This window comes from Bradyrhizobium macuxiense (assembly GCF_007993935.1).
Lineage (GTDB): Bacteria > Pseudomonadota > Alphaproteobacteria > Rhizobiales > Xanthobacteraceae > Bradyrhizobium > Bradyrhizobium macuxiense_A.
The window spans coordinates 121,891-145,913 of the sequence record NZ_VITY01000021.1; the positions used below are offsets into that span (position 1 = coordinate 121,891).

Annotated in this window: 25 protein-coding genes and 1 pseudogene; 10 read left to right on the top strand and 16 right to left on the bottom strand. The window is 64.7% G+C overall.

All coding sequences use genetic code 11. The features are described 5' to 3' along the window. Nucleotides 1–45 precede the first annotated feature (45 nt). The 3 genes from FBZ93_RS37675 to FBZ93_RS37685 all read right to left on the bottom strand — a co-directional run bounded on the left by FBZ93_RS37675 (nt 46) and on the right by FBZ93_RS37685 (nt 2,174). On the bottom strand, nt 46–306 hold the full coding sequence (locus FBZ93_RS37675; RefSeq protein ID WP_146992586.1) for a hypothetical protein: 261 nt from the start codon (nt 304–306) through the stop codon (nt 46–48). Between the two features lie 125 nt (nt 307–431). Further along, nucleotides 432–875: a nuclear transport factor 2 family protein gene (locus FBZ93_RS37680; RefSeq protein WP_146992588.1), complete on the bottom strand. Its 444-nt coding sequence runs from the start codon at nt 873–875 to the stop codon at nt 432–434. 477 nt (nt 876–1,352) lie between these two features. After that, entirely contained in the window at nt 1,353–2,174 is an 822-nt protein-coding gene (locus tag FBZ93_RS37685; protein WP_146992590.1) for a hypothetical protein, read from the bottom strand. A gap of 140 nt (nt 2,175–2,314) precedes the next feature. On the opposite strand from FBZ93_RS37685, the gene FBZ93_RS37690 reads away from it, so the two are divergent. From FBZ93_RS37690 to FBZ93_RS37700, 3 genes are all read left to right on the top strand, one after another. Then, on the top strand, nt 2,315–2,551 hold the full coding sequence (locus tag FBZ93_RS37690) for a hypothetical protein (RefSeq protein ID WP_146992592.1): 237 nt from the start codon (nt 2,315–2,317) through the stop codon (nt 2,549–2,551). Nucleotides 2,552–2,631: 80 nt separating this feature from the next. Continuing rightward, nucleotides 2,632–2,823: a hypothetical protein gene (locus FBZ93_RS37695; protein ID WP_246667805.1), complete on the top strand. Its 192-nt coding sequence runs from the start codon at nt 2,632–2,634 to the stop codon at nt 2,821–2,823. Between the two features lie 429 nt (nt 2,824–3,252). Continuing rightward, nucleotides 3,253–3,639 (top strand): hypothetical protein, encoded by a 387-nt coding sequence (locus FBZ93_RS37700; RefSeq protein ID WP_146992595.1) that lies wholly within the window; start codon nt 3,253–3,255, stop codon nt 3,637–3,639. Nucleotides 3,640–3,652: 13 nt separating this feature from the next. Here the strand turns inward: FBZ93_RS37700 and FBZ93_RS37705 are convergent, their stop codons facing one another. From FBZ93_RS37705 to FBZ93_RS37740, 8 genes are all read right to left on the bottom strand, one after another. Further along, the gene (locus FBZ93_RS37705; RefSeq protein ID WP_146992597.1) at nt 3,653–3,934 is read right to left on the bottom strand and encodes a hypothetical protein; all 282 of its coding nucleotides are present in this window, start codon (nt 3,932–3,934) and stop codon (nt 3,653–3,655) included. Between the two features lie 9 nt (nt 3,935–3,943). Next, a complete protein-coding gene (locus tag FBZ93_RS37710; protein ID WP_146992599.1) occupies nt 3,944–4,711 on the bottom strand; it encodes a DpnI domain-containing protein in 768 nt (255 codons plus the stop codon). Nucleotides 4,712–4,756: 45 nt separating this feature from the next. Continuing rightward, on the bottom strand, nt 4,757–5,173 hold the full coding sequence (locus FBZ93_RS37715) for a pyridoxamine 5'-phosphate oxidase family protein (RefSeq protein ID WP_146992600.1): 417 nt from the start codon (nt 5,171–5,173) through the stop codon (nt 4,757–4,759). A 3-nt stretch (nt 5,174–5,176) separates the two neighbouring features. After that, the gene (uvrB, locus tag FBZ93_RS37720; protein WP_146992602.1) at nt 5,177–8,101 is read right to left on the bottom strand and encodes an excinuclease ABC subunit UvrB; all 2,925 of its coding nucleotides are present in this window, start codon (nt 8,099–8,101) and stop codon (nt 5,177–5,179) included. Nucleotides 8,102–8,211: 110 nt separating this feature from the next. Continuing rightward, on the bottom strand, nt 8,212–8,403 hold the full coding sequence (locus FBZ93_RS37725) for a hypothetical protein (RefSeq protein WP_146992604.1): 192 nt from the start codon (nt 8,401–8,403) through the stop codon (nt 8,212–8,214). 11 nt (nt 8,404–8,414) lie between these two features. Continuing rightward, on the bottom strand, nt 8,415–8,651 hold the full coding sequence (locus FBZ93_RS37730) for a hypothetical protein (RefSeq protein ID WP_074130212.1): 237 nt from the start codon (nt 8,649–8,651) through the stop codon (nt 8,415–8,417). Nucleotides 8,652–8,729: 78 nt separating this feature from the next. Continuing rightward, nucleotides 8,730–9,980, bottom strand: coding sequence for an NAD(P)-binding domain-containing protein (locus FBZ93_RS37735; RefSeq protein WP_146992605.1), 1,251 nt, complete (start codon nt 9,978–9,980; stop codon nt 8,730–8,732). Then, entirely contained in the window at nt 9,973–10,875 is a 903-nt protein-coding gene (locus tag FBZ93_RS37740; RefSeq protein ID WP_146992607.1) for a LysR substrate-binding domain-containing protein, read from the bottom strand. Before FBZ93_RS37740 ends, FBZ93_RS37735 begins: the two co-directional genes overlap by 8 nt. A gap of 106 nt (nt 10,876–10,981) precedes the next feature. Here FBZ93_RS37740 and FBZ93_RS37745 point away from each other — a divergent pair, with 106 nt between their 5' ends. Continuing rightward, nucleotides 10,982–11,215, top strand: coding sequence for a hypothetical protein (locus tag FBZ93_RS37745; protein ID WP_074130215.1), 234 nt, complete (start codon nt 10,982–10,984; stop codon nt 11,213–11,215). A gap of 9 nt (nt 11,216–11,224) precedes the next feature. On the opposite strand, the gene FBZ93_RS37750 is transcribed toward FBZ93_RS37745, so the two are convergent. Further along, nucleotides 11,225–11,860: an SCO family protein gene (locus FBZ93_RS37750; protein ID WP_146992609.1), complete on the bottom strand. Its 636-nt coding sequence runs from the start codon at nt 11,858–11,860 to the stop codon at nt 11,225–11,227. After that, nucleotides 11,857–12,972: an MBL fold metallo-hydrolase gene (locus FBZ93_RS37755; protein WP_146992611.1), complete on the bottom strand. Its 1,116-nt coding sequence runs from the start codon at nt 12,970–12,972 to the stop codon at nt 11,857–11,859. The genes FBZ93_RS37750 and FBZ93_RS37755 overlap by 4 nt, the downstream gene beginning before the upstream one ends. Before the next feature lie 220 nt (nt 12,973–13,192). Between FBZ93_RS37755 and FBZ93_RS37760 the strand changes: the two genes are divergently transcribed. After that, entirely contained in the window at nt 13,193–13,900 is a 708-nt protein-coding gene (locus FBZ93_RS37760) for a glutathione S-transferase N-terminal domain-containing protein (RefSeq protein ID WP_146992613.1), read from the top strand. 120 nt (nt 13,901–14,020) lie between these two features. Here FBZ93_RS37760 and FBZ93_RS37765 read toward each other — a convergent pair whose 3' ends face one another. Then, the gene (locus tag FBZ93_RS37765) at nt 14,021–14,806 is read right to left on the bottom strand and encodes a crotonase/enoyl-CoA hydratase family protein (RefSeq protein ID WP_146992614.1); all 786 of its coding nucleotides are present in this window, start codon (nt 14,804–14,806) and stop codon (nt 14,021–14,023) included. An 89-nt stretch (nt 14,807–14,895) separates the two neighbouring features. On the opposite strand from FBZ93_RS37765, the gene FBZ93_RS37770 reads away from it, so the two are divergent. Beyond that, nucleotides 14,896–15,492, top strand: coding sequence for a TetR/AcrR family transcriptional regulator (locus tag FBZ93_RS37770; protein WP_146992616.1), 597 nt, complete (start codon nt 14,896–14,898; stop codon nt 15,490–15,492). Between the two features lie 77 nt (nt 15,493–15,569). Here the strand turns inward: FBZ93_RS37770 and FBZ93_RS37775 are convergent, their stop codons facing one another. Then, the gene (locus FBZ93_RS37775) at nt 15,570–17,351 is read right to left on the bottom strand and encodes an adenylate/guanylate cyclase domain-containing protein (protein ID WP_146992618.1); all 1,782 of its coding nucleotides are present in this window, start codon (nt 17,349–17,351) and stop codon (nt 15,570–15,572) included. Nucleotides 17,352–17,432: 81 nt separating this feature from the next. Here FBZ93_RS37775 and FBZ93_RS37780 point away from each other — a divergent pair. Both FBZ93_RS37780 and FBZ93_RS40955 read left to right on the top strand, forming a co-directional pair. Beyond that, nucleotides 17,433–17,741 (top strand): annotated as a pseudogene (locus FBZ93_RS37780) (TetR/AcrR family transcriptional regulator); the annotation flags it as partial. Between the two features lie 1,313 nt (nt 17,742–19,054). Further along, nucleotides 19,055–19,975, top strand: a complete 921-nt coding sequence (locus FBZ93_RS40955) for a hypothetical protein (RefSeq protein ID WP_349643279.1) — start codon at nt 19,055–19,057, stop codon at nt 19,973–19,975. Nucleotides 19,976–20,092: 117 nt separating this feature from the next. Here the strand turns inward: FBZ93_RS40955 and FBZ93_RS37790 are convergent, their stop codons facing one another. Further along, complete coding sequence (locus FBZ93_RS37790; protein ID WP_146992620.1) at nt 20,093–20,767, bottom strand: HAD family hydrolase; 675 nt, start codon at nt 20,765–20,767, stop codon at nt 20,093–20,095. 328 nt (nt 20,768–21,095) lie between these two features. Here FBZ93_RS37790 and FBZ93_RS37800 point away from each other — a divergent pair, with 328 nt between their 5' ends. Continuing rightward, nucleotides 21,096–22,658 carry a DUF1800 domain-containing protein gene (locus FBZ93_RS37800; RefSeq protein ID WP_146992623.1) on the top strand — a complete coding sequence of 521 codons (1,563 nt, stop codon included), beginning with the start codon at nt 21,096–21,098 and terminating at the stop codon, nt 22,656–22,658. Continuing rightward, complete coding sequence (locus tag FBZ93_RS37805; protein WP_146992625.1) at nt 22,655–23,884, top strand: DUF1501 domain-containing protein; 1,230 nt, start codon at nt 22,655–22,657, stop codon at nt 23,882–23,884. The genes FBZ93_RS37800 and FBZ93_RS37805 overlap by 4 nt, the downstream gene beginning before the upstream one ends. Nucleotides 23,885–24,023: the final 139 nt, after the last annotated feature.

Sequence of the window (24,023 nt, forward strand, 5' to 3'; positions counted from 1 at the left end):
GATTTGACCGGAATGTGACGCTCGAAAGCGCTCCGGTCACACAATTCAGCGGTCGCGCTGCCGCACCGGCTGCCGTTCGATCACGATCTCGGCGTCGCGGATCGCCACCACGGCGAACAGCAGCGCACCGCCGATGCCGCCGATCGCGGCGCCGAGCGGCATGAAGGTGAAGAACACCAGCGTTCCGCTGTCGAGACCCGAGGTTCTGGCCATTCCGATCCAGGTGAGCCCGGCTCCGATGCCGAGAGCGGCGCCGCCGAGGGCGCCCAGTGCAAGACCAAGCACAGCGAGCAATGCGATTTTCATGGTGATTTCAGCCCCGACCGCAACAAGCCCAGTGATAGGTCAGCGGCAGGCCTTCGAGGTTCAACGCAGTCGTCGCGAATTTGCCGGGCGGGGCGCCGGAATGCATGGCCGCAGTTTCGCCGAAGCTAGTCTGCGTTCTGCCCGGTCAGCGCTGCCGCGACGTCACGCTCCAGCACCTGCTGGACGAGGTCGAATGTGTCGATGATCTCGCGGATCTCGGTGATCTTGCCGTCGTGCAGCGTATAGAACACCGCGACGTCGAACTGCACCACGCGGGCATTGGTGCGCTTGCGGAAGAACACGCGGAGCTGCGCCGCGACCTTGTCGCCTTCGGCCACCACGATCGGCGCTTCATAGCGCATGTCGGAATAGCGCTCGTGGATCGTGGTCCACATCTGGCGCAGCGCGGCCTTGCCGCGGTGCTGGCCCATATGCGGGAGGATGTCGACCGGGGCGTTGGCAAGGAACGCGACATCGTCGCTGCAGCGGTCGAGCGCGCCCTCGATGCCGCCGGCGTAATAGACATCGAGGAAGTTCAAGACGCGTTGCCGGTTCGAATCCTCGCCCATGATCGACTCCGCCGGTTCCATCCGACTCGCCTTTGATCTGCCTTCGCCCACATTCTGAGCCGAAGCGCGTTCCACAATCAAACACATGTTTGACGCGCGAAATGCGATTAGGTTCGGCAACCACCGCGTGCATTGTGGCACAAATTGCGCAGGGAGTGCCGGGCGCCGCCGCTCCGACCGCGTCTCGAAGACGTGAAGCGCGCGGCGGCAGGTGACCTCGAATTAATGAAACCTCCGCGCGGACCCCCGGTTGGACTCGCACGGGCGACGCATCCGCGACCAGGAGTTCCTGATGAGAAACACCGTGCCGCTTGCTGTCGCCGTCATGCCGGTTGCCTCCAAATAGCCGATCAAGAGCGCGCGCCGCGCGACGGTGAGCCGGCGCTGGCGCCGGTCGAGGCCTTGAGCTCCTCCGGGGCCGGCCGGTGAGATCGCGCCGGCTCGCTGTCGCGGTGCCCTAATCCGCCGGCGCGGCCTTTAATTCGCTGGCGCGGCCTTGCCGGTCACGAGGTCGATGATGAACCGCTTCTTCCGCTCCGAGCCCTCCGGCACAAAGGCCTCGCCGGCCTGGAGGTCGTAATAGAGCTCCTTCGACTTCGGAAAGCCCTCGCCGCAGGCGGTGCGGATGATCTCGTCGTCGGCGTAGTCGACATCGACCGCAACCGTGTTGCGGCGCGGGCCGGCGGCGAGGTTGGAGAGACCGAAATATTTCGGCCCTTCGTTGCACGTCACGACATTGGCGCCATAGGCGCTGACCGCATCCTCGGCCCGGAGCAGGAAGTCCGGCGTGATCTCGATCCGCTTGCCGGGCTTGCTGGAAAACTCCATCCGCGCCACCGCGCTCTCGACGATGCCCTGGCCCATGTGGCCGACCGTGCAGATCAGCACATCCTGCTGCGTGTCCTTGGCCACAACGATGCAGTCGTGGCCTTGCGCGCCGGGCAGGAAGCGCAAGAAACGGGTGGCCTTGCCGTCCTGCTCGAACAGCGCGACGCCGCCGAAATCGGTCGCATGCGGCTCGCACTCGCTTTCATAGTTCACGACCAGCAGCGCGCTGCTCGCGGCGAGGAAGCGTCCGGCGTAATGCTCCGTAGTCAGTTTGACATCGCACGCCCGACCGCCGGGATAGGATTTCGCCCGCGTGCAGGTCGATCCCTTGATGTTGGCGCTCGCGCAGAATGTCGCGAGCAGCGCGTGGTCGCTGTCCTCTGCGCGGGCAGGGCTCATGATGAACAGCACGCCAAGTGCGGGCGCGAGAACGGCCGAGAGGAGGGCAATAGCAATCGTTAATGTCCGCATGATCTTCAAAACACTGTCCGCAATGCGGCGGCATTTAGAGCATGATCGAGACGCGTGCGCAGCGCATTTCTGCGGCGAAGCGGCGGGAACCGGCAGGGTGGCTTGGCCGTTGACGCCAGACAATTCCATTGGAGCTCATCATGAAATCGATTCTTGTCGCATCCATTCTTGCCGTCAGTGCGTTTGCCGCAACTTCGCCCGCCGACGCCAAGGGCTGCATCAAGGGCGCGGTCGTCGGCGGTGTCGCCGGCCACTATGCCGGCCATCACGGCATGCTCGGCGCCGCCGCCGGATGCCTCTACGGCCGCCATCACGCCAAGGAGCAGGAACGTCAGCGCCAGCAGCAGGCGCAGCCCTCGCAGCAGGAGAAGCTGTAAGGTCCAGCCTGTCGTGAAGTCACGTTTCCGGAACGCCGCCCGCGGGGGCGGCGTTGTCTTGTTACGTAACGGAGACGATGATGACGAAACCAAAAACCAAGACCATCCAGCCCGTTCCCGACGACAACAAGAGCCACAAGGGCCCCGGCAGCACCCCCGGCGTTCCCCTCGACACCACCAAGGGCCATCGCGACGACGAAAAGCACAACATCCGCGAGCAAGCCGCGCACGGCAATCTGACCCAGAACACCAGCAACAAGCGGTCAGGGTAGGGCGTGGCGGCGCCGCATCCTCAGTGTCGTCCCTGCGAAAGCAGGGACCCATAACCACCGCCTTCGATCGTGAACGGGATCGCGGCCCGAGCGTCGTGCAACAATGTGCATTTGGGGTAATGGGTCCCGGCCTTCGCCGGGGCGACGATGTGGATAGCTCGCTTCAACCTGCCAAACAGCTTGTTCAGTGTCATCACTCGCGCATGCGTGTGATCCAGTATTCCAGCCGGTAGGATGGGTGGAGCGAAGCGATACCCATCACCTCGCCACGCTGCACAATTGATGGGTATCGCTGCGCTCCACCCATCCTACGATTCTGCGCTTCCGATTGCCCGATCCGCGTCCGGGCGTGATCCGCATCACGGCACCCGCGAGCGCGCGCCGTTAGCGTAGCGGCATCGGATCACCCGATCGCCAAGGATCGCCGCCATGAACGCCATCGCTGCACCGAAATCGCCTGCGCAGAACCGGCTCGAAGGCTTTGCGCTCACCGCCATGCTCCAGGGCCTGCCGATCTTCGCCGCCGCCGTGCTGATGCTGAAGATCATGGACGCCCCGGAAATCGTCAGCGAACGCTATGGCGCGGTGATCTACGTCGTGCTCGCTTCGCTGGTCTACGCCGCGATCACGCCATGGCTCGCCGCGAGATTTCCGAACCGTCTCGCGCACGCCTACGCGCCGGTGTTCTTCGATGCCAGCCTGTCGTTCTCCGAGAAGATCGCGCAATGGCGGAGCCAGCCCACGGTCTCGCTGCAACTCATGACCACGATGATCATGATGTCGCTGCTGGCGGTCGCGGTGGTCAGCGTTCGGTGAAGAACGCCTTAGATTAGCCCAACTCCGTCGAGGCCAAAAATTCCTCCGCCTGCGCGCGCGTAGGGAAGCGTGCGACTTCTTGATAGTCGGGATCATGCTCTGCTGAGACGGGCGAACGGATCACGATGAATTCGCCGTTCTCTTCCTCGATGAATTCGGTAAGGTCTTCACTTCTGGTCGGCGCCATGTGACGCGCGCCGCAATGAGGGCAGTCGTCGTCGCACGTGCAGGACCATTCGCCTGTCCAGCGGCGGCGGCAACGTTCACATCTATAGAAATTGAGAAACCAAGCCATGTCGACCTCTCAAGATTTCAATCGGTAATTGCCTCGAGCCAGGAACTCGATAAACCCACGATCGCGCAAGAATTGAAGCTGCTGGCGAATCTTCGGCCGGACGTTCTGATTGCCCGGATACAAATCGCCGAGGTGGCGTTCAAAGGCATAGACTTCTTCGAGGGTAAAGTCGCGCTTGCCCAGCGATTCAACACATTTCATCACGTCGAGCAGCCACCCCCGCGACTCCAGCGATTGATCGCGGAGAAAGAGTGTCTTCTGCCATTCCGCAAGAACCAGCTCCTTGTCGCGAATGACGCCGTTTTGGACGATGTGGATTTTCCCCGACTCCGGCACTTTCCCGAGCAGGATGTTTGACCCGATCCAGCCCGCGCGCCGCGCAGTCGCGGCCAACGGCTTGCGTTCCTCGATGATGTCATGGACGAAGAAGTGCTTCGGGACGATCAACAGATTGACGACTGCTAGCGTCTTCAGATCGTAGTTCATCAGCAGAAGGTTGGGATTGTTGCTCGCCGCGAGCCGCTCGCATTTCGTCTTGTAGGCGCCGTCAGCAACCTTGGGGCCGAACTTCCCCTTCTGGCTCTTGAGCTCGAACTCCTCGCTGCACGATCCGCACAGGAAATCCGCCACCGGACTGTTGTTCGGAAACTGCGACATCTTTGCAGTGCCGCAGTGCGGACAATAGGCCCAAGCCTTGACCCAGGCCTCCGTCCAGGCGCGGGCGCTTTGGGAGCCGCTGGTGTAGGAGGTTTGCGATTCTTCGAAGCCGAGTTTCATGAGGCCAGCGTAGCGAAACCGAACCAAATTTCCAGCGCTACACGTCTACGCCAGTTTGATCTCCTCAACCCGCGCCGGCACCGCGCCAAAATCGCTGAACCGCATCCAGCGCGGCCGCACGCGGACATAGCCGATGGTCGGCCATGCCTCGCGCTCCGGGCCGTCGGGCCACGCCGCGAAATACACCTGTTTGCAGGCGGTGAGCTCCGCGCCGGTTGGAAAGTCGGCGACGCCCTCGAGCTGCGCGGTCTGCTCGGCGTCCCAGCCGATCACAAGTGCTACGCGGGGATCGGCGCGGACGTTCTGGTATTTGCGCGAGGTGGTCAGCGTATCGAAGATGATCTCGAGATCGTCGCCGACTGCGATGCCGACGACGGCGGCCTGCGGTTCGCCATCGTGCACTGTGCTGACCACAGCGACCCGATGCTTCCGCAGGAATGCCAGAAGCGCGGCGCGCGTCAGGGCCTACCGCTTCTTCCACCCACCCCGTTTCCCCGGTGCTCCTCCGCTGCTTCGCGGCGAGGGGCCGAACTCCGGCCCCGACTGCCGCGAGTCGGTCGGCTGGATGATGCGGCTCGTGGTGCCGAATGGCTTTGCCGGCAGCGCGCCGCTGGGGCGGAACGGCAGCGATTCCGGGCCGTGCATCTCGTCGAGGTCGGGCTTGTGCACGCGGGAGCCGGACTTGGCGCCGCGGCTTGCCTTGAGCGACGTCTGCGCCGACTTGTTCTTCAGCGCGCTGACCGGCAGGTTGGCGGCATCGCCGTACTTCCTGGTGCCGGCATAGGCGCCGGCCTGCTTCTGCACATTGCGCTGCTTGGCGGTGGGATCGTCGACCACGGCCATCTCGGTGGCGCGCAGCCGCTTGACCTCGTCGCGCAGGCGGGCGGCTTCCTCGAAGTTCAGATCGGCGGCGGCCTCGCGCATCCTTGTTTCGAGATCGCCGAGCACGGCCTCGAAATTGTGCCCGATGCTGATGACGTCGTCGGCCATGCCGCCGTCGCCGATCTCGACCAGCACGTGGTCGCGCTCGTAGACCGAATTGAGGATGTCGCCGATCGACTTCTTCACGCTCTCCGGCGTGATGCCGTTGGCCTCGTTGTACTCGACCTGCTTCTCGCGGCGCCGCGTGGTCTCGGCCATCGCGCGCTCCATCGAGCCGGTCATGCCGTCGGCATAGAGGATCACCTTGCCGTCGACATTGCGCGCGGCACGGCCGATGGTCTGGATCAGCGAGGTCTCGCTGCGCAGGAAACCTTCTTTGTCGGCGTCGAGGATCGCGACCAGCGCGCATTCGGGAATGTCGAGGCCCTCGCGCAACAGGTTGATGCCGACCAGCGCGTCGAACGCGCCGAGGCGCAAATCCCGGATGATCTCGATGCGCTCGATGGTGTCGATATCGCTGTGCATGTAGCGGACGCGGATGCCCTGCTCATGCAGATATTCGGTGAGGTCCTCGGCCATGCGCTTGGTGAGCACCGTGATCAGCGAGCGATAGCCGGCCGCGGCCGTCGCGCGGACCTCGCCGACGAGATCGTCGACCTGGGTGCGGGCCGGGCGGATGTCCACCGGCGGATCAATCAGGCCGGTCGGGCGGATCACCTGCTCGACGAACACGCCGCCGCTCTCGTTCAGCTCCCAGCCGCTCGGCGTCGCCGACACCGCGACCGTCTGTGGCCGCATCATGTCCCATTCCTCGAAGCGGAGCGGGCGGTTATCCATGCAGGAGGGCAGCCGGAAGCCGTATTCGGCGAGTGTCGCCTTGCGGCGGAAGTCGCCGCGGAACATGCCGCCGATCTGCGGCACGGTGACGTGACTTTCGTCGGCGAACACCAGCGCGTTGTCGGGCACATATTCGAACAGCGTCGGGGGCGGCTCGCCGGGGCGGCGGCCGGTGAGGTAGCGCGAATAGTTCTCGATGCCGGCGCAGCTGCCGGTCGCTTCCATCATCTCGAGATCGAAGGTAGTGCGCTGCTCCAGCCGCTGCGCTTCCAAGAGGCGACCCTGGTCGTTGAGCTGGTCGAGCCGCATCTTCAATTCGGATTTGATCGACTTGATCGCCTGCACCAGCGTCGGGCGCGGCGTTACATAGTGCGAATTGGCGTACATCTTGATGAATTCGAGCTCGTCCTGCTTGTGGCCGGTGAGCGGATCGAACTCCTCGATGGTCTCGATGGTGTCGCCGAACAGGTTCACCCGCCAGGCGCGGTCCTCGTAGTGCGCCGGGAAGATGTCGATGACGTCGCCGCGGACGCGGAAGGTGCCGCGGGTGAATTCGGCCTGGGTGCGCTTGTATTGCAGCGCGACCAGGTCGGCGATCAATTGCCGCTGATCGATGCGCTCGCCCTTCTTCAGCGCGAAGGTCATCGCGGTGTAGGTCTCGACCGAGCCGATACCGTAGATGCAGGACACGGAAGCTACGATGATGACGTCGTCCCGTTCGAGCAGCGCGCGCGTCGCCGAGTGGCGCATGCGGTCGATCTGCTCGTTGATCGAGGAATCCTTCTCGATATAGGTGTCGGTGCGCGGGACGTAGGCTTCCGGCTGGTAGTAGTCGTAATACGAGACGAAATACTCGACCGCGTTGTCGGGAAAGAAGTTCTTGAACTCGCCATAGAGCTGCGCGGCCAGCGTCTTGTTCGGCGCCAGGATCAGCGCCGGGCGCTGCGTCGCCTCGATCACCTTGGCCATGGTGTAGGTCTTGCCGGAGCCGGTGACGCCGAGCAGCACCTGGGTGCGGTCGTTGCGGCCGATGCCTTCGACCAGCTCCGCGATCGCGGTCGGCTGGTCGCCCTTCGGCTCATAGGAGGACTTGATCTCGAACCGCACGCCGCCTTCGGATTTCTCCGGGCGCGGCGGCCGGTGCGGGGTCCACACCCGCATCGAGCCGTCATCCTTGCGGAACTCCGGGCGGCCGTCGCGGATCAGGTTTTCCAGCGCGTCGGCGGTCGCCTTGACGCCGAGCGCCTCCATCTTGCTGCGCGGCGGACGGGCGAGGGCTTCGTCATCATCCTCGGCGGTGGGCAGGCCGAGCTGCCGCGCCAGTTCCGGATCGAGCGTCGGAATGGTGGCCGAGGTGCCGTAATTGGCCTGCGGGGCCTCCTCGAGGCCGGACGCGTCGCGCTTCGCATCACGTTTGGCGACACCCTCGCTGGTCTCGCGCGTCGACGCCCGGGCGCGATGCGCCGCGGCCTCGCCGCCGGCGCGGCGGTCCCAGGAATTGTCCGGCGGCGGCTGCAGGCCGGTGCCCGAACCCATGCCGGCGTCGCCGCGATTGATCGCGGGATTGAGCAGTTCGGCAAGCGCGGGCCCAATCGGCTGGACCTCGGGCCGGTGTGCTTTGGATTTGGGGGTTTTGCCGGGCTTTTTCGGGGTGTTCGGTGTCTTCGCCATGGCCGGAATATGGGACGAGTCCGGCAGCGAGAAAAGGGCAATCGGCGCCTGGAATTGCCTGCCGGCGAGGCTGCTGACAGCAGGGTGTCAGCAGCAAGCCGGTCGGGCCGTCAGGCCCGCGGCCGGTCGACGATATCGAGATGGATCCCGCCGCAGCCGTCGCAGCGCATGGTCCAGTATTCGGCGGCGCGGCCGGGAATCACGCGCAGCAGCGAGAGCCGGGCTGCGCATTCCGGGCAGCTGGTGCGGACCTGCGCCGGCCAGACCGGATCCGGCTCGCATTGCGGGACCACGGCGAGCACCACGTTGCCGGTTACGCCGACGCTTCGGTTGCCGGCATCGTCATGCCGTAGCGCTGTGGGAACCGGTCGATAGTCTGCTTCGCGTCGGCGATCGCCGCATCCGGATCGGACCACGCAAAGCCGATGTCGAGCATCGGAAACGGCATGCCATCGATGACGACCGGCCTTTGATCGACCCGTTGAATCCTGGCGTGCCATTGCCCCTTCCCCACTTCAAACGACTTGATCTCAAAACCGCTATAGATCATGGCGACCTCGGGATGCCCTTCTCAAAGGAAGCACGGGCGCGCGGCGCCCTATGTGAACCAGATCACAAGTCGCGCGGTTTATTTCCGCGGTGCAATGCGGTTCCAGCCTTTTGTTTGGGCCGCGATATGGTCGGCGAGCAGGGCCGCGTCGTCGCCGACGCCGGACAGGAACGAGGATTTCATCTTCGACAGCCATTGCAGGCCGAGGAAATAGAGGCCCGGCACCTCGGAAACGCCGTGGTGGTGTCGCGGTGCGCCATTGGCGTCCAGCACCGGTATCTCGATCCAGTACAGGTCGAGGCCATAGCCGGTGGCCCAGATCACGCTGCCGATTCGCTCGGCGCCGAGGTCGATGGTCTCGAAGGGCGCAGTGAGGCACGGCGGATCGGGCAGGCGGACGCGCGCCAAGGGATCGCCGGGATGATCGAGGCCGCGCGTCGCGATGAAGTCGTCGACGATCCCGAGGAAGGTCGCGTAGTAGGCATCGCCATTGGCGATGTTGGTGACGAGATCGGGCGCGATCGCGAGCACGCCGTCGCGCGCCGCCGTTACACGGCCGAGCAGCGTCACGCCGTCGGCGGCGAAGCGGCGGAAATCGATGGTGTGGCCGCCATGGGCACCCGAGATCACCGGCAGCAGGCGCGACGGGCCGCGCTGCTCGACCGGGGTCTCGTCGACACCCATCTCGGCCAGCCACCAGAACAGGTCGCGGCCGCGATAGCGGCGCGGCAGGCGGTTGTGACGTCCGACCGACAGGAAGACATGGCGGCCGGCGCGCACCAGTTCTTCGGTGATCTGCGCGCCCGAGGCGCCGGCGCCGATCACCAGCACCGCGCCGTCAGGCAATTGCGCGGGATTCTTGTAGCCGCTGGCATGAACCTGAAACAGGCCGGGATGCTCGCGCAGCACGTCGGGCCGCAGCGGCCGCTGATAGGGACCGGTAGCAATCACGACGTTGCGGGCGGCGATGCTGCCGCCGGCGCATTCGGCAAGGAAGCCGCCGGCATCGCGGCGCAGTCGGGTGACTTCGACGCCGCAGCGGAGCGGCGGCGCGACGAACGCGGCATAATCCTCGATGAAGGCGATGATGGCAGCGGTGTCCGAGAAGCCGTCGGGATCGCTGTGCGGAAACGCGAACTCCGGCAGCCGCACCGACCAGTTCGGAAACTGGAACATCAATCCGTCCCAGCGTTCGCTGCGCCAGCGCTCGGCGATCCGCCGCCGCTCCAGCACCAGATGGCCGACGCCGCGCTGCTTCAGCCGGTGGCTCATGGTCAGCCCGGCCTGGCCGCCGCCGATCACCAGCGTATCGACCGTCTCGTCAGGCATTGCGCGCTCCCTTGCGGCGAGCGGCCGGTTCGGTCGCGGCGCGGATGATCCAGCGCCGGAACGCGGCGAAATCGCGCTGCTCGGCGTGGAAGCCGCGATAGACCAGATACCAGCGCATGCCCTTCGGCACGCTGAGCGCAAACGGCGCCACCAGCCGGCCGGCGGCGAGATCGTCATCGATATAGGGCCGGATCCCCATCGCGATCCCGAGCCCGTCGCTCGCTGCCTGCAGCGCCTGGCCGTAGAACTGGAATTCCGGCCCGCGCGCGGTCAGGCGCGGCACGCCGGCGGCCTTCAGCCAGGACGGCCAGTCGTCGGGCGAATGCGCGACGCGGATCAGGCTCGGCCCCTTGAGGTCGCCGGGACGCTTCAAGCCGTTGGCGAGCCGCGCCGTGCACACCGGCATCAGGTCAGCGGCGAACAGCGGCTCGGCGACGAGGCCCGGCCAATGGCCGTCGCCGAGCTGGATGCCGCAGCTCCAATCGTCGGCGAACGGCACCGCCATGCCGCCGGTCGTGATCCGCACCTCGATGTCGGGCTCGGCTTTGCGGAACTCGGCGAGGTGCGGGATCATCCATTTCATCGCGAAGGTCGGCCCGACGCCGACGGTCAGCACGCGCGAACTCGCCGACGCCGTGACCTGCGCGGTGAGGCCCGCCAGCGCGTCGAAGATCGGCGTCAGGCCGCCTTGATAGGCGCGGCCGGCCGGCGTGGTGACGAGGCGGTTCGCCTTGCGCTCGAACAGCGCGACGCCGAGCCGTTCTTCCAAAAGGTGCACCATCCGGCTGATCGCTGCGGCCGAGACGTTGAGCTCGCCGCCCGCCGCCGCAAAGCTGCCGGTCCGCGCCGCGGCCTCGAATGCCTTGATGCCGTTGAGAAAGAGCAGCCGCCGCATGAACCCTCAGGAAAGCTGATGCAAGGGCAAGATAACTCAGTTTGCGGAACGAGGCCAAGCGGCGCAGAAATATGCAGACAATCCCTGCTGACCCGGCGAGGACCCAATGACTGAGACCACAGACGCCCTGGTGCTCGATCTCGTCGAATGGGTCGCCCGCGAGCCACGGCGCTATGCCGAGGTGCTCGAGGTCTGGCGCACCTCATGCCCGCGGCTGACGATCTGGGAAGACGCGGTCGACCGCGGCTATGTCGCGCGCCGTCCCTCGGTCGAGGGCATGCGGGTGATGGTGACGGAAACCGGCGAGACCTTCTTGCGCGCGCATGGACGGATGCATTGACGCGACGCGTCAGCGCGCCGGCTCGGCGAGTCGCGGCCGGATGATCTCGACCATCCGGTCGGCGGATGTGCCTGGCGGGAAGAAGCCGAGATAATTGCCGTCGCGGTCCATCAAATAGATGTAGGCGGTGTGATCGACGGTGTAGTCGCCGGCGTCCTTGAGCGGCACCCTCGCGTAATAGACCTTGTAGGCATCGGCGACCTGGCGGATCGCTTCAGCGCTGCCGGTCAGCCCGATCAGGCGCGGGTGAAACAGCGGCACGTATTCGGCGAGATGGCTAGCGGTGTCGCGCTCGGGATCGACCGTGATGAAGATCGGTTGCACCTGATCGCCGTCAGGGCCGAGCTTATCGAGCGCCAGCCCGATTGCCTGCAGATCGGTCGGGCAGACGTCGGGGCAATAGGTGAAGCCGAAATAGACCAGCATCAGCCTGCCGCGAAACTCCTTGTCGGTGCGCTCATGGCCGGCTTGATCGGTCAGTGTGAACGGGCCACCGACCGGCTCCCTGTTCCACATCAGGATGTCCATGATCTCCGCGGCCGAGCGCGCTGATTGCTGTGCCGCATCGCCGGCCAGCACGGGCGCCAGCGTCAGCCAGAGGCCGGCGCCGGCGCACGCGATCGAGCGCAGTTTATTTCGTCTCATATGCCGAAGGAGAGGCGGCTGCCGGTGGTGGTGACCATCACCTTGTCGCCCATCTGCGCGGTCGCCTCCTGCACGAAGTTGAGCCCGGAGCAATGCATCGGGACCACGACGTCGGGATCCAGCTTCTTGATCTCGGCGACGACCTCGGTGAGGTAGTCCTTCGGCGCCGGTCCGAGGTGGAAGCCGCCGACGATCGCGTGGACCTTCTGGATGCCCGAGACCTCCTGCGCCTGCTTCACCGAGTTGACGATGCCGACATGGCCGCAGGACGAGATCACGACCAAGCCAAAATCCTTCACATTGAAGCAGGTCGCGTGTTCATGGATGTGCTCGTCGGGCACGATCTTGCCGTCCATCTCGGCCGGCAGATAGTGGCTGGCGTTGCAGCCGAGCCCGTCCTTGATGCCGAACTCGACCCAGGTCTGCGGCAGCACGCGCTCGATGCTGCGGCGGGTGATCTTGCCGGTCGTGAAGGCGTGGCCGGCGATCACGGTCGGCGTCTCGCACAGCACGGTGGTAACGCGCTGCGCGGCGAGCTGGCGGCGATCCAGCGTGCCGAAATCGGCGAACTGGCCCTTGGTCGGGGTCGGGCTGACGCGGTGGCAGAAATTATCCTCGCCGCCGGCATAGAGCTTGACGTCGGCCGGCAGCTTGTCGCGGAATTTGTCGAGGAAGCCGTTGAGGCCGCCGAAATGATCGTAATGCCCGTGGCTCACGATCAGGGCGTCGAGCTTCGACGGATCGACGCCGACCAGCGCCATGTTGTTGAGCAGGACGTCCGGGGTATAGCCGTAGTCGAGCATCAGAGTGCGCTGCGCGCCCTTGGCCTCCGACTCCAGCCACAGCGACAGGCCCCATTCATTGTGCAGCGAGCGCTGGTAATCGGCGTTGCGCGACGCCGGAACGATTGAGACGCCGTTGGCCTGTTTCGGCTTGAAGAAGATGTCGAAGCTGGAATCGACCAGCACCCGGATCGACAGCTTGTCGACGGTCGGCACCTCGATCGGCGCCGCGCTCGCGATCTCGACGCAGGAGAATGCGCCGGCGGCCGCCGCGCCCGCGATCGCCGCCGAGCCTTTCAGGAATTCGCGTCGTGCCAAATCACGTGTCATCATAGTCCCCCTTGTTCTGAAAATTTTTCAATACGAAGCACGCGGAGCCTAGGTGCAATCGGGGCGCGGCTCAATCGGGCGCTTGCACTGTTTGCAGATCACATTCGCGCGCTGTGCAATGCGCCGCCATTGACTTGGCCGCCGCTTTGCGCCCAACTTCATGCAATCGCATCTTTCTCGCGATGCGTCAGCAATCCCTTGCAAATGCAGGATCACGCCCATGATCGATCTCCACTACTGGTCCACGCCGAACGGTCACAAGATCACGATGTTTCTTGAAGAGACCGGGCTCGAATACAAGGTCTTCCCGGTGAACATCGGCAAGGGCGATCAATTCAAGCCGGACTTCCTGCAGGTCGCGCCGAACAACCGCATTCCGGCCATCGTCGATCACGCCCCGAAGGGCGGCGGCAAGCCGATCTCCTTGTTCGAGTCAGGCGCGATCCTGCTCTATCTCGCCGAGAAGACCGGAAAATTCCTGCCCGAAGATCTCTACGGCCGCTATGACGCGATCCAGTGGACCTTCTGGCAGATGGGCGGGCTCGGGCCGATGGCCGGGCAGAACCATCACTTCCGCAACTACGCGGTCGAGAAGCTGCCTTATGCGATCGACCGTTATGTCAACGAGACCAACCGGCTGTACGGCGTGCTCAACAAGCGGCTTGCCGACCGCGAATTCATCGCCGGCGAATATTCGATCGCCGACATGGCGAGCTATCCCTGGGTCGTGCCCTACAAGAACCAGGGCCAGGAGATCGACGACTTCCCGCATCTGAAGCGCTGGCTGGAGACGATCGGCAAGCGCCCCGCGACCGAGCGCGCCTATGCCAAGGCCAAGGAAGTCAACCCGAATTTCGGCCAGCCCGCGATCCGCACCGAGGAAGAGCGCAAGCTGCTGTTCGGACAGACCGCGGCAGTGGTGCGGTAGGCCCCACTCTCTCTCCGTCATTGCGAGGAGCGAAGCGACGAAGCAATCCATCTTTCCGCGCGCGCGGATCGATGGATTGCTTCGCTTCGCTCGCAATGACGGATGCGTCAGAATTGGAGCTCACGCTCCCACACATTTCGCCGGCCGCCGCTCCTTCCACGCCGCCAGCCCCTCGGCGAGATCGCGGCTCGGCACCAGCGCGGCGAACTGCTCGCTCTCGACCAAGAGGCCCTCGGCAATCGGCATGTTGAGCCCGCGCGTCACCGCGGTGATGGTGCCGGCGACGGGCGAATGCCTGGTGATGCGGCCGGCGAGCTCGTGCGCCGCCGTCAGCAATTGATCCTGCGGCACGATCTGGTTGATCAGCCCGATCTCGCGCGCGTGCTCGGGCGGGAACGGATCGCCTGCGAGCAGTAGTTCGAGCCCGCGCTTGCGGCCCGCCAGCCGCGGCAGCCGCTGCGTGCCGCCGAAGGTCGGGGGCATGCCGAGCTTGATCTCGGGTTTTGCGAACAGCGCACGGTCGCTGGCGATGGCGAGATGCACGGCCTCGGTGATCTCGCAGCCGCCCCCGAAGGCGAGCCCGTTGACCGCGGCGATGATGGGCTTCTTGAATGCCTCCAGCCGCGCGGTCATGGCTTGTCCCCGGCGGACGAAGTCGCGCACCGCGACAGCTGCGCCCTGTTTGACGCTGTGAGAGAATTCCTTGATGTCGGCGCCCGCCGAGAACGCGCGCTCGCCGGCGCCGGTCAGGATCACGGCGCGCACCGCGGCATCGCCCTCGATGCGGTCGAGCGCTGCCATCAGCTGATCGATCAGCGCGTAGTTCAGCGCGTTAAGCTGCTCAGGACGGTTGAGGGTGATCAGGGCGATCCCGTCTTTGATTTCGAGCAGGATGGGTTCGGGCATGTGCAGTCTCCGGCATTCGTGTGCGTCGGAGTGGAATGTAGGGCTAGCTGCAAATTGTGTATATTCACTGGTTAGTATACATACGGCGGATGCCCAGACCCTCCGAGCCCACCCGCGCGCGCATCGTCCAGGCGGCGAGCGCGCTGTTCTACAATGAAGGCATCCGCCGCGTCAGCGTCGACGAGGTCGCCGCCAAGGCCGGCCTCACCAAGCGCACGCTGTATTATCACTTCAAGAGCAAGGACGATCTGGTCGCCGCCTATCTCGCCGCACGCGACCAGCCCAACCTCGCGCTGTTCCGGACCTGGTTCGCGGAGGCCGAGGGCGGCCTGCCGGCGAAGGTCGAGGCGATCTTCAGGAACCTCGCGCGCTCGGCGCGGCATCCGAAGTGGAAGGGGTGCGGCTTCCTGCGCACCTCTGCCGAGCTTGCCAACATGCCTGGTCATCCCGCGATCCGGATCGGCGCCGCGCACAAGAAGAAATTCGAGGACTGGCTGCGCGCGATCTTCGCGGAGCAGGGGATCGCCGATCCGCTCAAGCTCGCTCGGCAGATCCTGCTGCTGCTGGACGGATCATTCGCCGTCGTGCAGCTGCATCGCGACGCCAGCTACATGGAGACCGCCGGCGAGGCCGCGCGCACGCTGATCGAGACGGCGCTGAAGAAGCCGGGGCGGAAACGCGGGTAGGCGTGCAAAGCCGGAAATGAGGATCGGACGCGAAACCGGCATCTCCGACTTAAGGGAAAGGACAGCACCTGTACCCCTCATTCGGGAAGCCCAGCCTTGCGCAAGCCCTCGACTAACTTGGCGAGATCCACCGATAGACGAACAGGGTATACCTCGCTCAGATTTGAGATGCACAACGACGGATCGAGTTCACGTAAATGGGCCATCGCTTCTCGTGCTTCATTCATGTGACCAGCGAGCGCGTGGCTGGCTGCGAGAATGCGATTGGCAGCTGGGAAGTTCGGCTGCTCGCGAAGCGCACTATTTGCCCATACGATCGCTTCGTCGTAACGACCCGCGAGAAAATGCGCAAACGCAGTTCCGACATGCATGTTGTAGAGGATGGGATCGAGTGGGCTCAGGCGCATTGCCCGGGCATGATGTTCGATCGACAGGTCCAACTCGCCTCGATAGGCCCTTACCCAGCCGCTGAGGTTCCACGCAGCCGACAAGTTCGGATTCAGTGCCAGTGCCCTGTCAATAAAAGCGGCGCCGTTGTCCAGGTCAGATACAAACCAGACGATCGCGTGCCCACCCCTGGACAGTGCGACGGGATCGTCCTTGCCTAGCTCCACGGCGCGCCTGGCCAAGCGGGCGCCTTCGGAATTTTCGCGCGCGCGATCAACCACCCATCCATTAAGCTTCCGCCAGATATAACACCATGCGGCCATGCCATGAGCAGAGCCAAACTCGGGATCCAGCTCCATAGCTTTGTAGAATTGGCGCAACGCCTCGTCATTGGTAGCTCTCGTCCAATGGTTGACGTTTGCCATTCCCCGTAGAAAATAATCATAAGCATCGAGGCTCTCGGTCGGCTTGCGCGTCGCGCGCTCGATCTCGGCTTGTTCCAGCTTTGGCGCAATTTCGCCAACGACGCGCGCCGCAACCTGGTCTTGCAGCTCGAAGATGTCCTGAAGTCCGCCGTCAAAGCGCTCTGCCCACAGATGCACGCCCGTTGATGCATCGATCAGCTGCGCTGTTATGCGAATGCGGTTTGCTGCCTTGCGAACGCTCCCTTCAAGGATATAGCGCACGCCCAAGTCGCGGCTGATTTGCTTGACGTCAACAGCCCGACCCTTGTAGGCGAATGATGAATTGCGAGCGATCACGAATAGCTGACGAAACCGCGATAATGCAGTGATGATGTCTTCGACGATCCCGTCGGCAAAGTATTCCTGCTCGGGGTCGCCACTCATGTTCTGAAACGGCAAGACGGCGATTGATGGCTTGTCGGGGAGCGATAGTCTGGGCGCAGTCGAGGCCGTAGCCCCGGCCGGCGCTTTTACCGCGGTCGCGTTGCCGAATTGAAGCGAATAGACGCGAATAGGCTCGGCGATGTTCTTCAGCCTTGTCTCACCAAGATCACTGATTGCCAGATCGAGTCGCGATTTCACTTGTCGATAAGCATCCTCCGAAAGACATATCGCTCCAGGCTGGGCGACGCCCTCCAGTCGTGCCGCGATATTGACGCCGTCGCCCATCAGGTCGCCATCGCTTTCCTCGACAACGTCGCCGAGATGAATGCCGATGCGAAATTCGATCCGACGCTCAGGCGGCACGCCGGCGTTACGTTCGATCATCGAGTTCTGAATCTCGATGGCGCAACGAACGGCATCAACGACGCTTCGAAACTCGACAATCGCTCCATCGCCGGTACGCTTCACCACCCGTCCTTTGTAGACCGCGATTGTCGGATCAATCAGGTCGCTTCGAACTGCGCGCAACCTTGCCAGGGTACGGTCCTCGTCCGCGCCGGTTAGCCGACTGAACCCAACGACGTCTGTCACCATTATCGCGGCAAGCTTTCTGGACTCATCCATGCCCTGCCTCCCCGACGGAAACAAACTCGTTGGCCAGTTTAGCACATTTTGGGGATGCTCATGTGAGGTCAAAGCTCGCCGCGGCATCCGAAGTGGAAGGGGTGCGGCTTCCTGCGCACTTCCGCGGAGCTTGCCAACATGCCTGGTCATCCCGCGATCCGGATCGGCGCCGCGCACAAGAAGAAATTCGAGGACTGGCTGCGCGCGATCTTCGCGGAGCAGGGGATCGCCGATCCGCTCAAGCTCGCTCGGCAGATCCTGCTGCTGCTGGACGGATCATTCGCCGTCGTGCAGCTGCATCGCGACGCCAGCTACATGGAGACCGCCGGCGAGGCCGCGCGCACGCTGATCGAGACGGCGCTGAAGAAGCCGGGGCGGAAACGCGGGTAGGGCGTGCACTTGTAAAGGGCGCCCGCTACGCTCCCAAGAACGCGACCCAGAATCCGGATAGGATGCATCTGAATGAGAGTTTTTCGGCACTATCATTGCGACCACGGACATCGGTGGACTGTCCAACGACAGCAGACTGAAGACGAGCACGCTTCTGATCTGATTTGCCCAGAGGGGCACCCGACGATCACTTGCCAAATAGAGCTTCCAGTTGACGATGTGCAGATACTGATCAGTCCCGCAGCCAGGGTTGTCGATCAACTAAGACGGCAGCGCACCCTTGACGGGCGATACTATCTGTCTCTGCTCGACAAGAATGGAAAGGAATTGTGTGCATCCAGGGAGGATTACGACTGGGATGCCGTCGTGAAACTCTCCGCCTTCTTCAGAGATAAGGGGACCGAGCAGGCGCTGGCCTGGTGGGCAAAGCGCGATCCTTAGTGGATATCTGACATCGGCTCTGCGTCGAAAGCCGCCAAGGCCGCCGAGCCGAGTGGCATCCGTTTGACCTTCAGAAGCGGGTCCTATGAGAAAGCACCCGTGCCGATCAGGGTCCGTCATTGCGAGGAGCGAAGCGACGAAGCAATCCATCGCTTCGCATATGCGGGATGATGGATTGCTTCGCGTCGCTCGCAATGACGGCGCGGATCGTTCTTGCAGCGCCAGCACCGCGTCGAGGTCGGGCGGCACGGCCGCGCGCAGGCTGATCAAGACAGCGTTGGAGAAGCCGAGACGCGGGCGCCTTTAGGGCGAAGGGCACTTACACGATTTCGGAATATTAGAAGTATATCCCTGAGTTGCCCGACGTGTCAAGCGGCCCGGCCGAACGCTGGAGGCAGCCGGCTCCTTTGCATGGGGTTGTTTTCGATATTTTGGCGGCGCGCCTGCGGGCGGCGAGTTCCTCCACCGTTCCCGCAGATACGAGTTGCATTCGGGCAACATCGTCCGGAAAGATGGGGCGTTAACCTTCATTCGCCATTGCGCGACCACGCCCTGAGCAGATGATCGCATCGTCACATGCTTGCAATCTGGCTCCCGAGGAGCCCGTGGAGGCTGGGATAATGAATTCGCGGCGGGTGCGGGCGGCAGCGTTGAGCGGGACGGTCGTTCTGTCAGGCTGTCTTGTCTCATGGTTTGCGGCGTTCGGTTCGGCTGGCATCGAGAAGATCGGTGCGTCAGTCACCGATGCGTCGGTCACCGGTGCATCAGTTGATGATTCCCGTGCACCTGAAGTCGTCGCCGATGCCGTATCGGCGACATCACCAGCAACTGCCACGTCGAACGCTGCCGTCGACGGCCCTCATGCACCGACCATGAGCGAACAGGAAGCGGTGGCGACCGCCGATGCTGCGCCGGCCGTGCACGAGGCGGAACCTGTCGTCGAGGCCGCGTTGACCGATCCGGCGCTGCCGGCGGACATTCAGCCGCTGCAGGCGCCGGCAGCGAACACGCCGGATCCGGAGCCTCGCGTGGTCAAGCCGGCGGTGGACTCCGTCGAAATTCTCGACGAGTGCTGGGACGTCAACGCCTGCGTCGATCGCTATCTGTGGGCGCTCTATCAAAGGACGCCCAAGGAAGACACCATCAAGGTGCCTGAGCAGAGGCAGGTGACGGTCAAGAGAAAGAAGAAGATGGTGACGGTCACCAGAACCTTCACCAGGCTCGTCGATGAGGATTTCGCCTGGAAGGACACCAAGGCGGCCGAAAGAGCCGGCATGCCGATGATGGACTACGTCATGGGAGGCGTCGATCGGAGCTTCAAGCTGAAGCTCTTTCATGCGCTTCTCGCGGCGGAACAGGCCGGACTGTCGCCCGGCATCACCAGCGCCTTCCGCGATGACTACCGCCAGTCGATTGCAAGCGGGCTGAAGGCGGCCAGCAACAAGTCGTATCACGGCGGCAGCTTCCGTGGCGGCTACGGCCATGGGCTCGCGGCCGACATCGTCAGCATCGACGGCGCGACACGCGACGACCGTTGGAGATCGTCGGAGAGGCTCTGGAAATGGGTCGACGCGCACGGCAAGGAGTTTGGCGTCGCGCGCCCCTATCTCGATTTTGACCCGCCTCATCTGGCGCCGATCGATGGCAAGGAATATGCCGCTCACCGCGGTGGCGGCAAGACGCGACAGGCGGCGCTGGATGCGAAGACGCGCAGCCGCCACGCGGCGCGCGTTGGTCACGCCGCGGCGAAACGCGCAAAGACCGCGAAGTCATCGAAGGTGCGAACGATCTGAGCGGGATCGCGATGGTGCGGATGGTGGGGTAGCCCACCGGAGCGACGCAAAGCGTGGTCCGATGACGGCTCCAGCGTAACCCACCAGCGTGGTACCCAAAAGTGTTCGCAATAACGCTTAAAGCGCGCCGCGCTCCTGCAGCAGCGCCAGCACCGCGTTGAGGTCGGGCAGCACGGCCGCGCATTTCGCGCGGGTCTCTTCCGTCGGCGGCGCCATATCGGGGACCATCAATGTGATCGCGCCGGCGGCATGCGCGGCGGCAACGCCGTGGTTGGAATCCTCCACCGCGATGCAGGCTGCCGGCGTCACACCAAGCCGCGCGGCGGCCTTGAGATAGAGCGCCGGGTCGGGCTTGCCGTGCGTCACGTCATCAAGCGTCAGCAGCGTGTCGAAGCGGTCGCGGATCCCGGCGAGGGTGAGATGGCGCTCGGCGGTACGGCGCGATGACGAGGTCACGATCGCGGTCCGGCAGTCGGCGGCGGCAAGGCCGTCGAGCAGCTCGATCGTGCCGGGCTTGAGCGGCAGGCCGGCGTCAAACATGCGGTCGCGGGTAACGATGAAGGTGCGATTGACCTCGGCAAGCGGAAATGCAGTGCCGTAATGATCGCGCAGCATCGCCTCGCAGACCGGGCCGGGAAGGCCGACCATCGAATGGCACAGCGCGACGACATCGTCGGCGTAGCCGCACGCATTCAGTGCCGCCACCAGACTCTCGAAGTAGACCTTCTCTGTGTCGAGCAGCGTGCCGTCCATGTCGAGCAGGACAGCGTCGACGGACCAGGGTGCGTTCACGTGTATGTTCACTTGCCGGTCACCGCTGCTTGCTGTTCCGCCAGTTTCCGCAAGCATGCCGGGCAAAGGCAGTCGGCGCTATCGGTTGGCATTGGCAGGCGAAAGCTCTCGTCGGAGCACCAGCACGAACCCGTGAGCGAGCAGGAAAACTCGCTGCCGCAGGCCGTGCAGGCGAGCCGGCGTGGTGATGCTTGTTCGGAACGTTCGGTTGACGAGAGGTCCATTTCTAACCGCGATTTAATGCACGAATTAATCTCGGGTTCATCCCGGACCGCGCTATGATGCCGTGTAACAGATATAGCCGGGATAGGCCGTTAAGGGAATTCTGATGGCCCGTGATTCGCAAGCCGCGCTGATTGCCCTCAACCGGTTTGGATTTGGCGCCCGCGGCGGGGCGTCCGGCGACTTCATCAACGCAGCCTCCGATCCGCGCGGTTTCGTGCTGGCGGAACTGGCGCGCCCGAACGGCGCGCTGCTCGAAGTGCCGGGCCTGCTCTCGACGCCAGAGCTCGGCAGGCAGGTGTTCGACTATCAGTTCGAGATCCAGCAGGCGCGCAACGCCGCGAAAGCGGCGCAGCAAGGCGCGAGCGAGACGCCGCCGCAGGCACCGGACGCGAAGCCACAGCAGCGGCGCAACCTGTCGCTTTCGTCAGCGGCCAAGGAGATCGCCGGCAAGGATCCGGCGATGCAACCGGCCGACAACGCCAATGGCGCGATGTCGCCGTCCGCGACGATGCAGCCACAAGCCGGTCCGCCGAAGCCGCCGGCGCCGCCGCTCAACATCATCCAGAAGACGTTCCGCGCCGAGGCGCTGGCGCGGCTGCAGCGCGGCGTGGTCGCCGATTGCGGATTTGTCGAGCGGCTCGTGGTGTTCTGGTCCAACCACTTCTGCATCTCCGCCAACAAGGGCGCGCTGGCGCGGATGTGGGCCGGCTCGTTCGAACGCGAGGCGATCCGCCCGCACGTGCTCGGCCGCTTCGGCGACATGCTGAAGGCGGTCGAGCAGCATCCGGCGATGCTGTTCTTCCTCGACAACCAGCAATCGCTCGGGCCGGAGTCACGCGCCGGCGTCAACCGCAATCGCGGCCTGAACGAGAACCTCGCGCGCGAGATCATGGAGCTGCATACGCTTGGCGTCGGCGGCGGCTACACCCAGGACGACGTCACGGCGCTGGCGCGCGTCGTCACCGGCTGGACCTTCGCCGGCCGCAAAGGTCAGCTCGGCACACCAGGCAGCTTCGTGTTCAACGCCAATGCACATCAGCCGGGGCCGCAGCAGGTGCTGGGCAAGACCTATGCGCAGGCCGGCATCGCGCAGGGTGAGGCGGTGCTGTCCGACATTGCGCGGCATCCCTCGACCGCGAAGTTCATCGCGACCAAGTTCGCGCGCCACTTCGTTGCCGACGATCCGCCGCCGGCACTGGTGGCGAAACTGCAGGATACGTTCACGAAGACCGACGGCGATCTCAGGACGCTCACCACCGCGCTCGTTCAGTCCAACGAGGCGTGGCAGGCGCCGCTCACGAAGATGCGCTCGCCTTACGAATTTCTGCTCGCCTCCGGCCGGCTGCTGGCGCGCAACCCGGAGGATCCGGGCCGTTATCTCAACGGCCTCAATTTGCTCGGCCAGCCGCTGTGGTCGCCGGCCGGGCCGAACGGCTTCCCGGACACCTCGGCGGCCTGGGCGGCGCCTGAAGGCATCAAGCTCAGGCTCGACATCTCGGCGCAGCTCGCCTCGCAACTCGCCGACCGGTTCGACCCGCGCGACCTGCTCGAACTCGTTGCCGCGGATGCCGCCGCGCCGGAGACGCGGCGCACCATCGAGCGCGCGGAATCGCGGCAGCAGGCGCTGGCGCTCCTGTTGATGTCGCCGGAATTCCAGAGGAGATGACGATGGATTGCTCCGAGAGCCTGACGATGCAGGCGACGTCGCGGCGCGCGCTGCTGCTCGGCGGCGCCTCCTTTGCAGCCTGGGCGTACTTGCCGAAATTCGCGCGCGCCGCCGATGGCCGCGATCCGCGCTTCGTCACCATCATCCTGCGCGGCGCGCTCGACGGCCTTGCCACTGTCGCGCCGGTCGGCGATCCCGACTATGCCGGCCTGCATGGCGCGATCGCGCTGAGGGCCGATGGACCGAACGCGGCGGTGATGCTGGATCAATTCTTCGGCCTGCATCCGGCGATGCCGGAATTCGCGCGGATGTATCGCGCCAAACAGGCCGCGGTGGTGCATGCGGTGGCGACCTCCTATCGCGACCGCTCGCATTTCGATGGCCAGGATGTGCTGGAGAGCGGCTTCCCCGGTCCCGGCCGCGTGCAGTCCGGCTGGCTCAACCGCGCGCTGGAAGCATTGCCGAAGGGCGAGCGGGTAACGAGTGCGCTGGCGGTCGGCCCGACCACGCCGCTGGTGTTGCGCGGCGCAGCGCCGACCGTCGGCTGGGCCCCGACCGCGCTGCCGCAGGCCGCCGACGACACCGCGATGCGGCTGCTCGATCTCTACCAGCATCGCGATCCGACGTTGGCGAGCGCGCTGACGCAGGGCTTGCAGCTCGAGAAGCAGGCGCAGGGCGATGAGATGAAGCCGAAGCCCGGCGGCGGCGGCGTGGCGGCGATGCGCCTGGTGGCGCGCGGCGCCGCCAGGCTGATGGCGGCCGATGATGGCCCGCGGATCGGCGCGCTCGCCTTCGACGGCTGGGATACCCATGCCAATGAAGGCGGTCCGGTCGGCCGGCTTGCGCAACTGCTCGGCGGTCTTGATGGGGCGCTGGCCGAATTCCAGAGCGGTCTCGGCGCGCGCTGGCGCGACACCGTGATCGTGGTCGCCACCGAGTTCGGCCGCACCGCGCGCATCAACGGCACCGAAGGCACCGACCACGGCACCGGCACCATCGCGCTGCTCGCCGGCGGCGCGGTCCATGGCGGCCGGATGATCACCGATTGGCCGGGGCTGAAGCCGGCAAATCTCTACCAGGCCCGCGACCTCGCCCCGACCACTGACCTCCGCGCCGTGATCAAGGGCGTGCTGCACGACCAGTTCGGCCTCGGCGAGCGCGTGCTGGCGGATACGGTGTTTCCGGACAGCGCGCCGGCGAAGCCGATGAAGGGGCTGGTGGTGTAAGCGCCAACCCCAATCGCCGCGTCGTCCCGGCCAAGCGAAGCGCGAGCCGGCAACTGTTATGTTGAAGGAGCCGCCCGATAGGGTTTTCGGTCGCGCATCATCGCGTTGAGGATGGTGAGCAGCTTTCGAGCGACGGCAA

Excerpts from the sequence above, each read along its gene's own strand:
- FBZ93_RS37735 (WP_146992605.1), bottom strand. The coding sequence starts at position 9,980 with ATGCCTGACGAGACGGTCGATACGCTGGTGATCGGCGGCGGCCAGGCC.
- FBZ93_RS37690 (WP_146992592.1), top strand. The coding sequence starts at position 2,315 with ATGAAATCGATTCTTGTCGCATCCATTCTTGCCGTCAGTGCGTTTGCC.
- FBZ93_RS37710 (WP_146992599.1), bottom strand. The coding sequence starts at position 4,711 with ATGAAACTCGGCTTCGAAGAATCGCAAACCTCCTACACCAGCGGCTCC.
- FBZ93_RS37765 (WP_146992614.1), bottom strand. The coding sequence starts at position 14,806 with ATGCCCGAACCCATCCTGCTCGAAATCAAAGACGGGATCGCCCTGATC.
- FBZ93_RS37675 (WP_146992586.1), bottom strand. The coding sequence starts at position 306 with ATGAAAATCGCATTGCTCGCTGTGCTTGGTCTTGCACTGGGCGCCCTC.
- FBZ93_RS37770 (WP_146992616.1), top strand. The coding sequence starts at position 14,896 with ATGCCCAGACCCTCCGAGCCCACCCGCGCGCGCATCGTCCAGGCGGCG.
- FBZ93_RS37730 (WP_074130212.1), bottom strand. The coding sequence starts at position 8,651 with ATGATCTATAGCGGTTTTGAGATCAAGTCGTTTGAAGTGGGGAAGGGG.
- FBZ93_RS37740 (WP_146992607.1), bottom strand. The coding sequence starts at position 10,875 with ATGCGGCGGCTGCTCTTTCTCAACGGCATCAAGGCATTCGAGGCCGCG.
- FBZ93_RS37800 (WP_146992623.1), top strand. The coding sequence starts at position 21,096 with ATGGCCCGTGATTCGCAAGCCGCGCTGATTGCCCTCAACCGGTTTGGA.
- FBZ93_RS37695 (WP_246667805.1), top strand. The coding sequence starts at position 2,632 with ATGACGAAACCAAAAACCAAGACCATCCAGCCCGTTCCCGACGACAAC.
- FBZ93_RS37760 (WP_146992613.1), top strand. The coding sequence starts at position 13,193 with ATGATCGATCTCCACTACTGGTCCACGCCGAACGGTCACAAGATCACG.
- FBZ93_RS37745 (WP_074130215.1), top strand. The coding sequence starts at position 10,982 with ATGACTGAGACCACAGACGCCCTGGTGCTCGATCTCGTCGAATGGGTC.
- FBZ93_RS37750 (WP_146992609.1), bottom strand. The coding sequence starts at position 11,860 with ATGAGACGAAATAAACTGCGCTCGATCGCGTGCGCCGGCGCCGGCCTC.
- FBZ93_RS37755 (WP_146992611.1), bottom strand. The coding sequence starts at position 12,972 with ATGACACGTGATTTGGCACGACGCGAATTCCTGAAAGGCTCGGCGGCG.
- FBZ93_RS37805 (WP_146992625.1), top strand. The coding sequence starts at position 22,655 with ATGACGATGGATTGCTCCGAGAGCCTGACGATGCAGGCGACGTCGCGG.
- FBZ93_RS37685 (WP_146992590.1), bottom strand. The coding sequence starts at position 2,174 with ATGCGGACATTAACGATTGCTATTGCCCTCCTCTCGGCCGTTCTCGCG.
- FBZ93_RS40955 (WP_349643279.1), top strand. The coding sequence starts at position 19,055 with ATGAGCGAACAGGAAGCGGTGGCGACCGCCGATGCTGCGCCGGCCGTG.
- FBZ93_RS37700 (WP_146992595.1), top strand. The coding sequence starts at position 3,253 with ATGAACGCCATCGCTGCACCGAAATCGCCTGCGCAGAACCGGCTCGAA.
- FBZ93_RS37705 (WP_146992597.1), bottom strand. The coding sequence starts at position 3,934 with ATGGCTTGGTTTCTCAATTTCTATAGATGTGAACGTTGCCGCCGCCGC.
- uvrB (WP_146992602.1), bottom strand. The coding sequence starts at position 8,101 with ATGGCGAAGACACCGAACACCCCGAAAAAGCCCGGCAAAACCCCCAAA.
- FBZ93_RS37775 (WP_146992618.1), bottom strand. The coding sequence starts at position 17,351 with ATGGATGAGTCCAGAAAGCTTGCCGCGATAATGGTGACAGACGTCGTT.
- FBZ93_RS37680 (WP_146992588.1), bottom strand. The coding sequence starts at position 875 with ATGGGCGAGGATTCGAACCGGCAACGCGTCTTGAACTTCCTCGATGTC.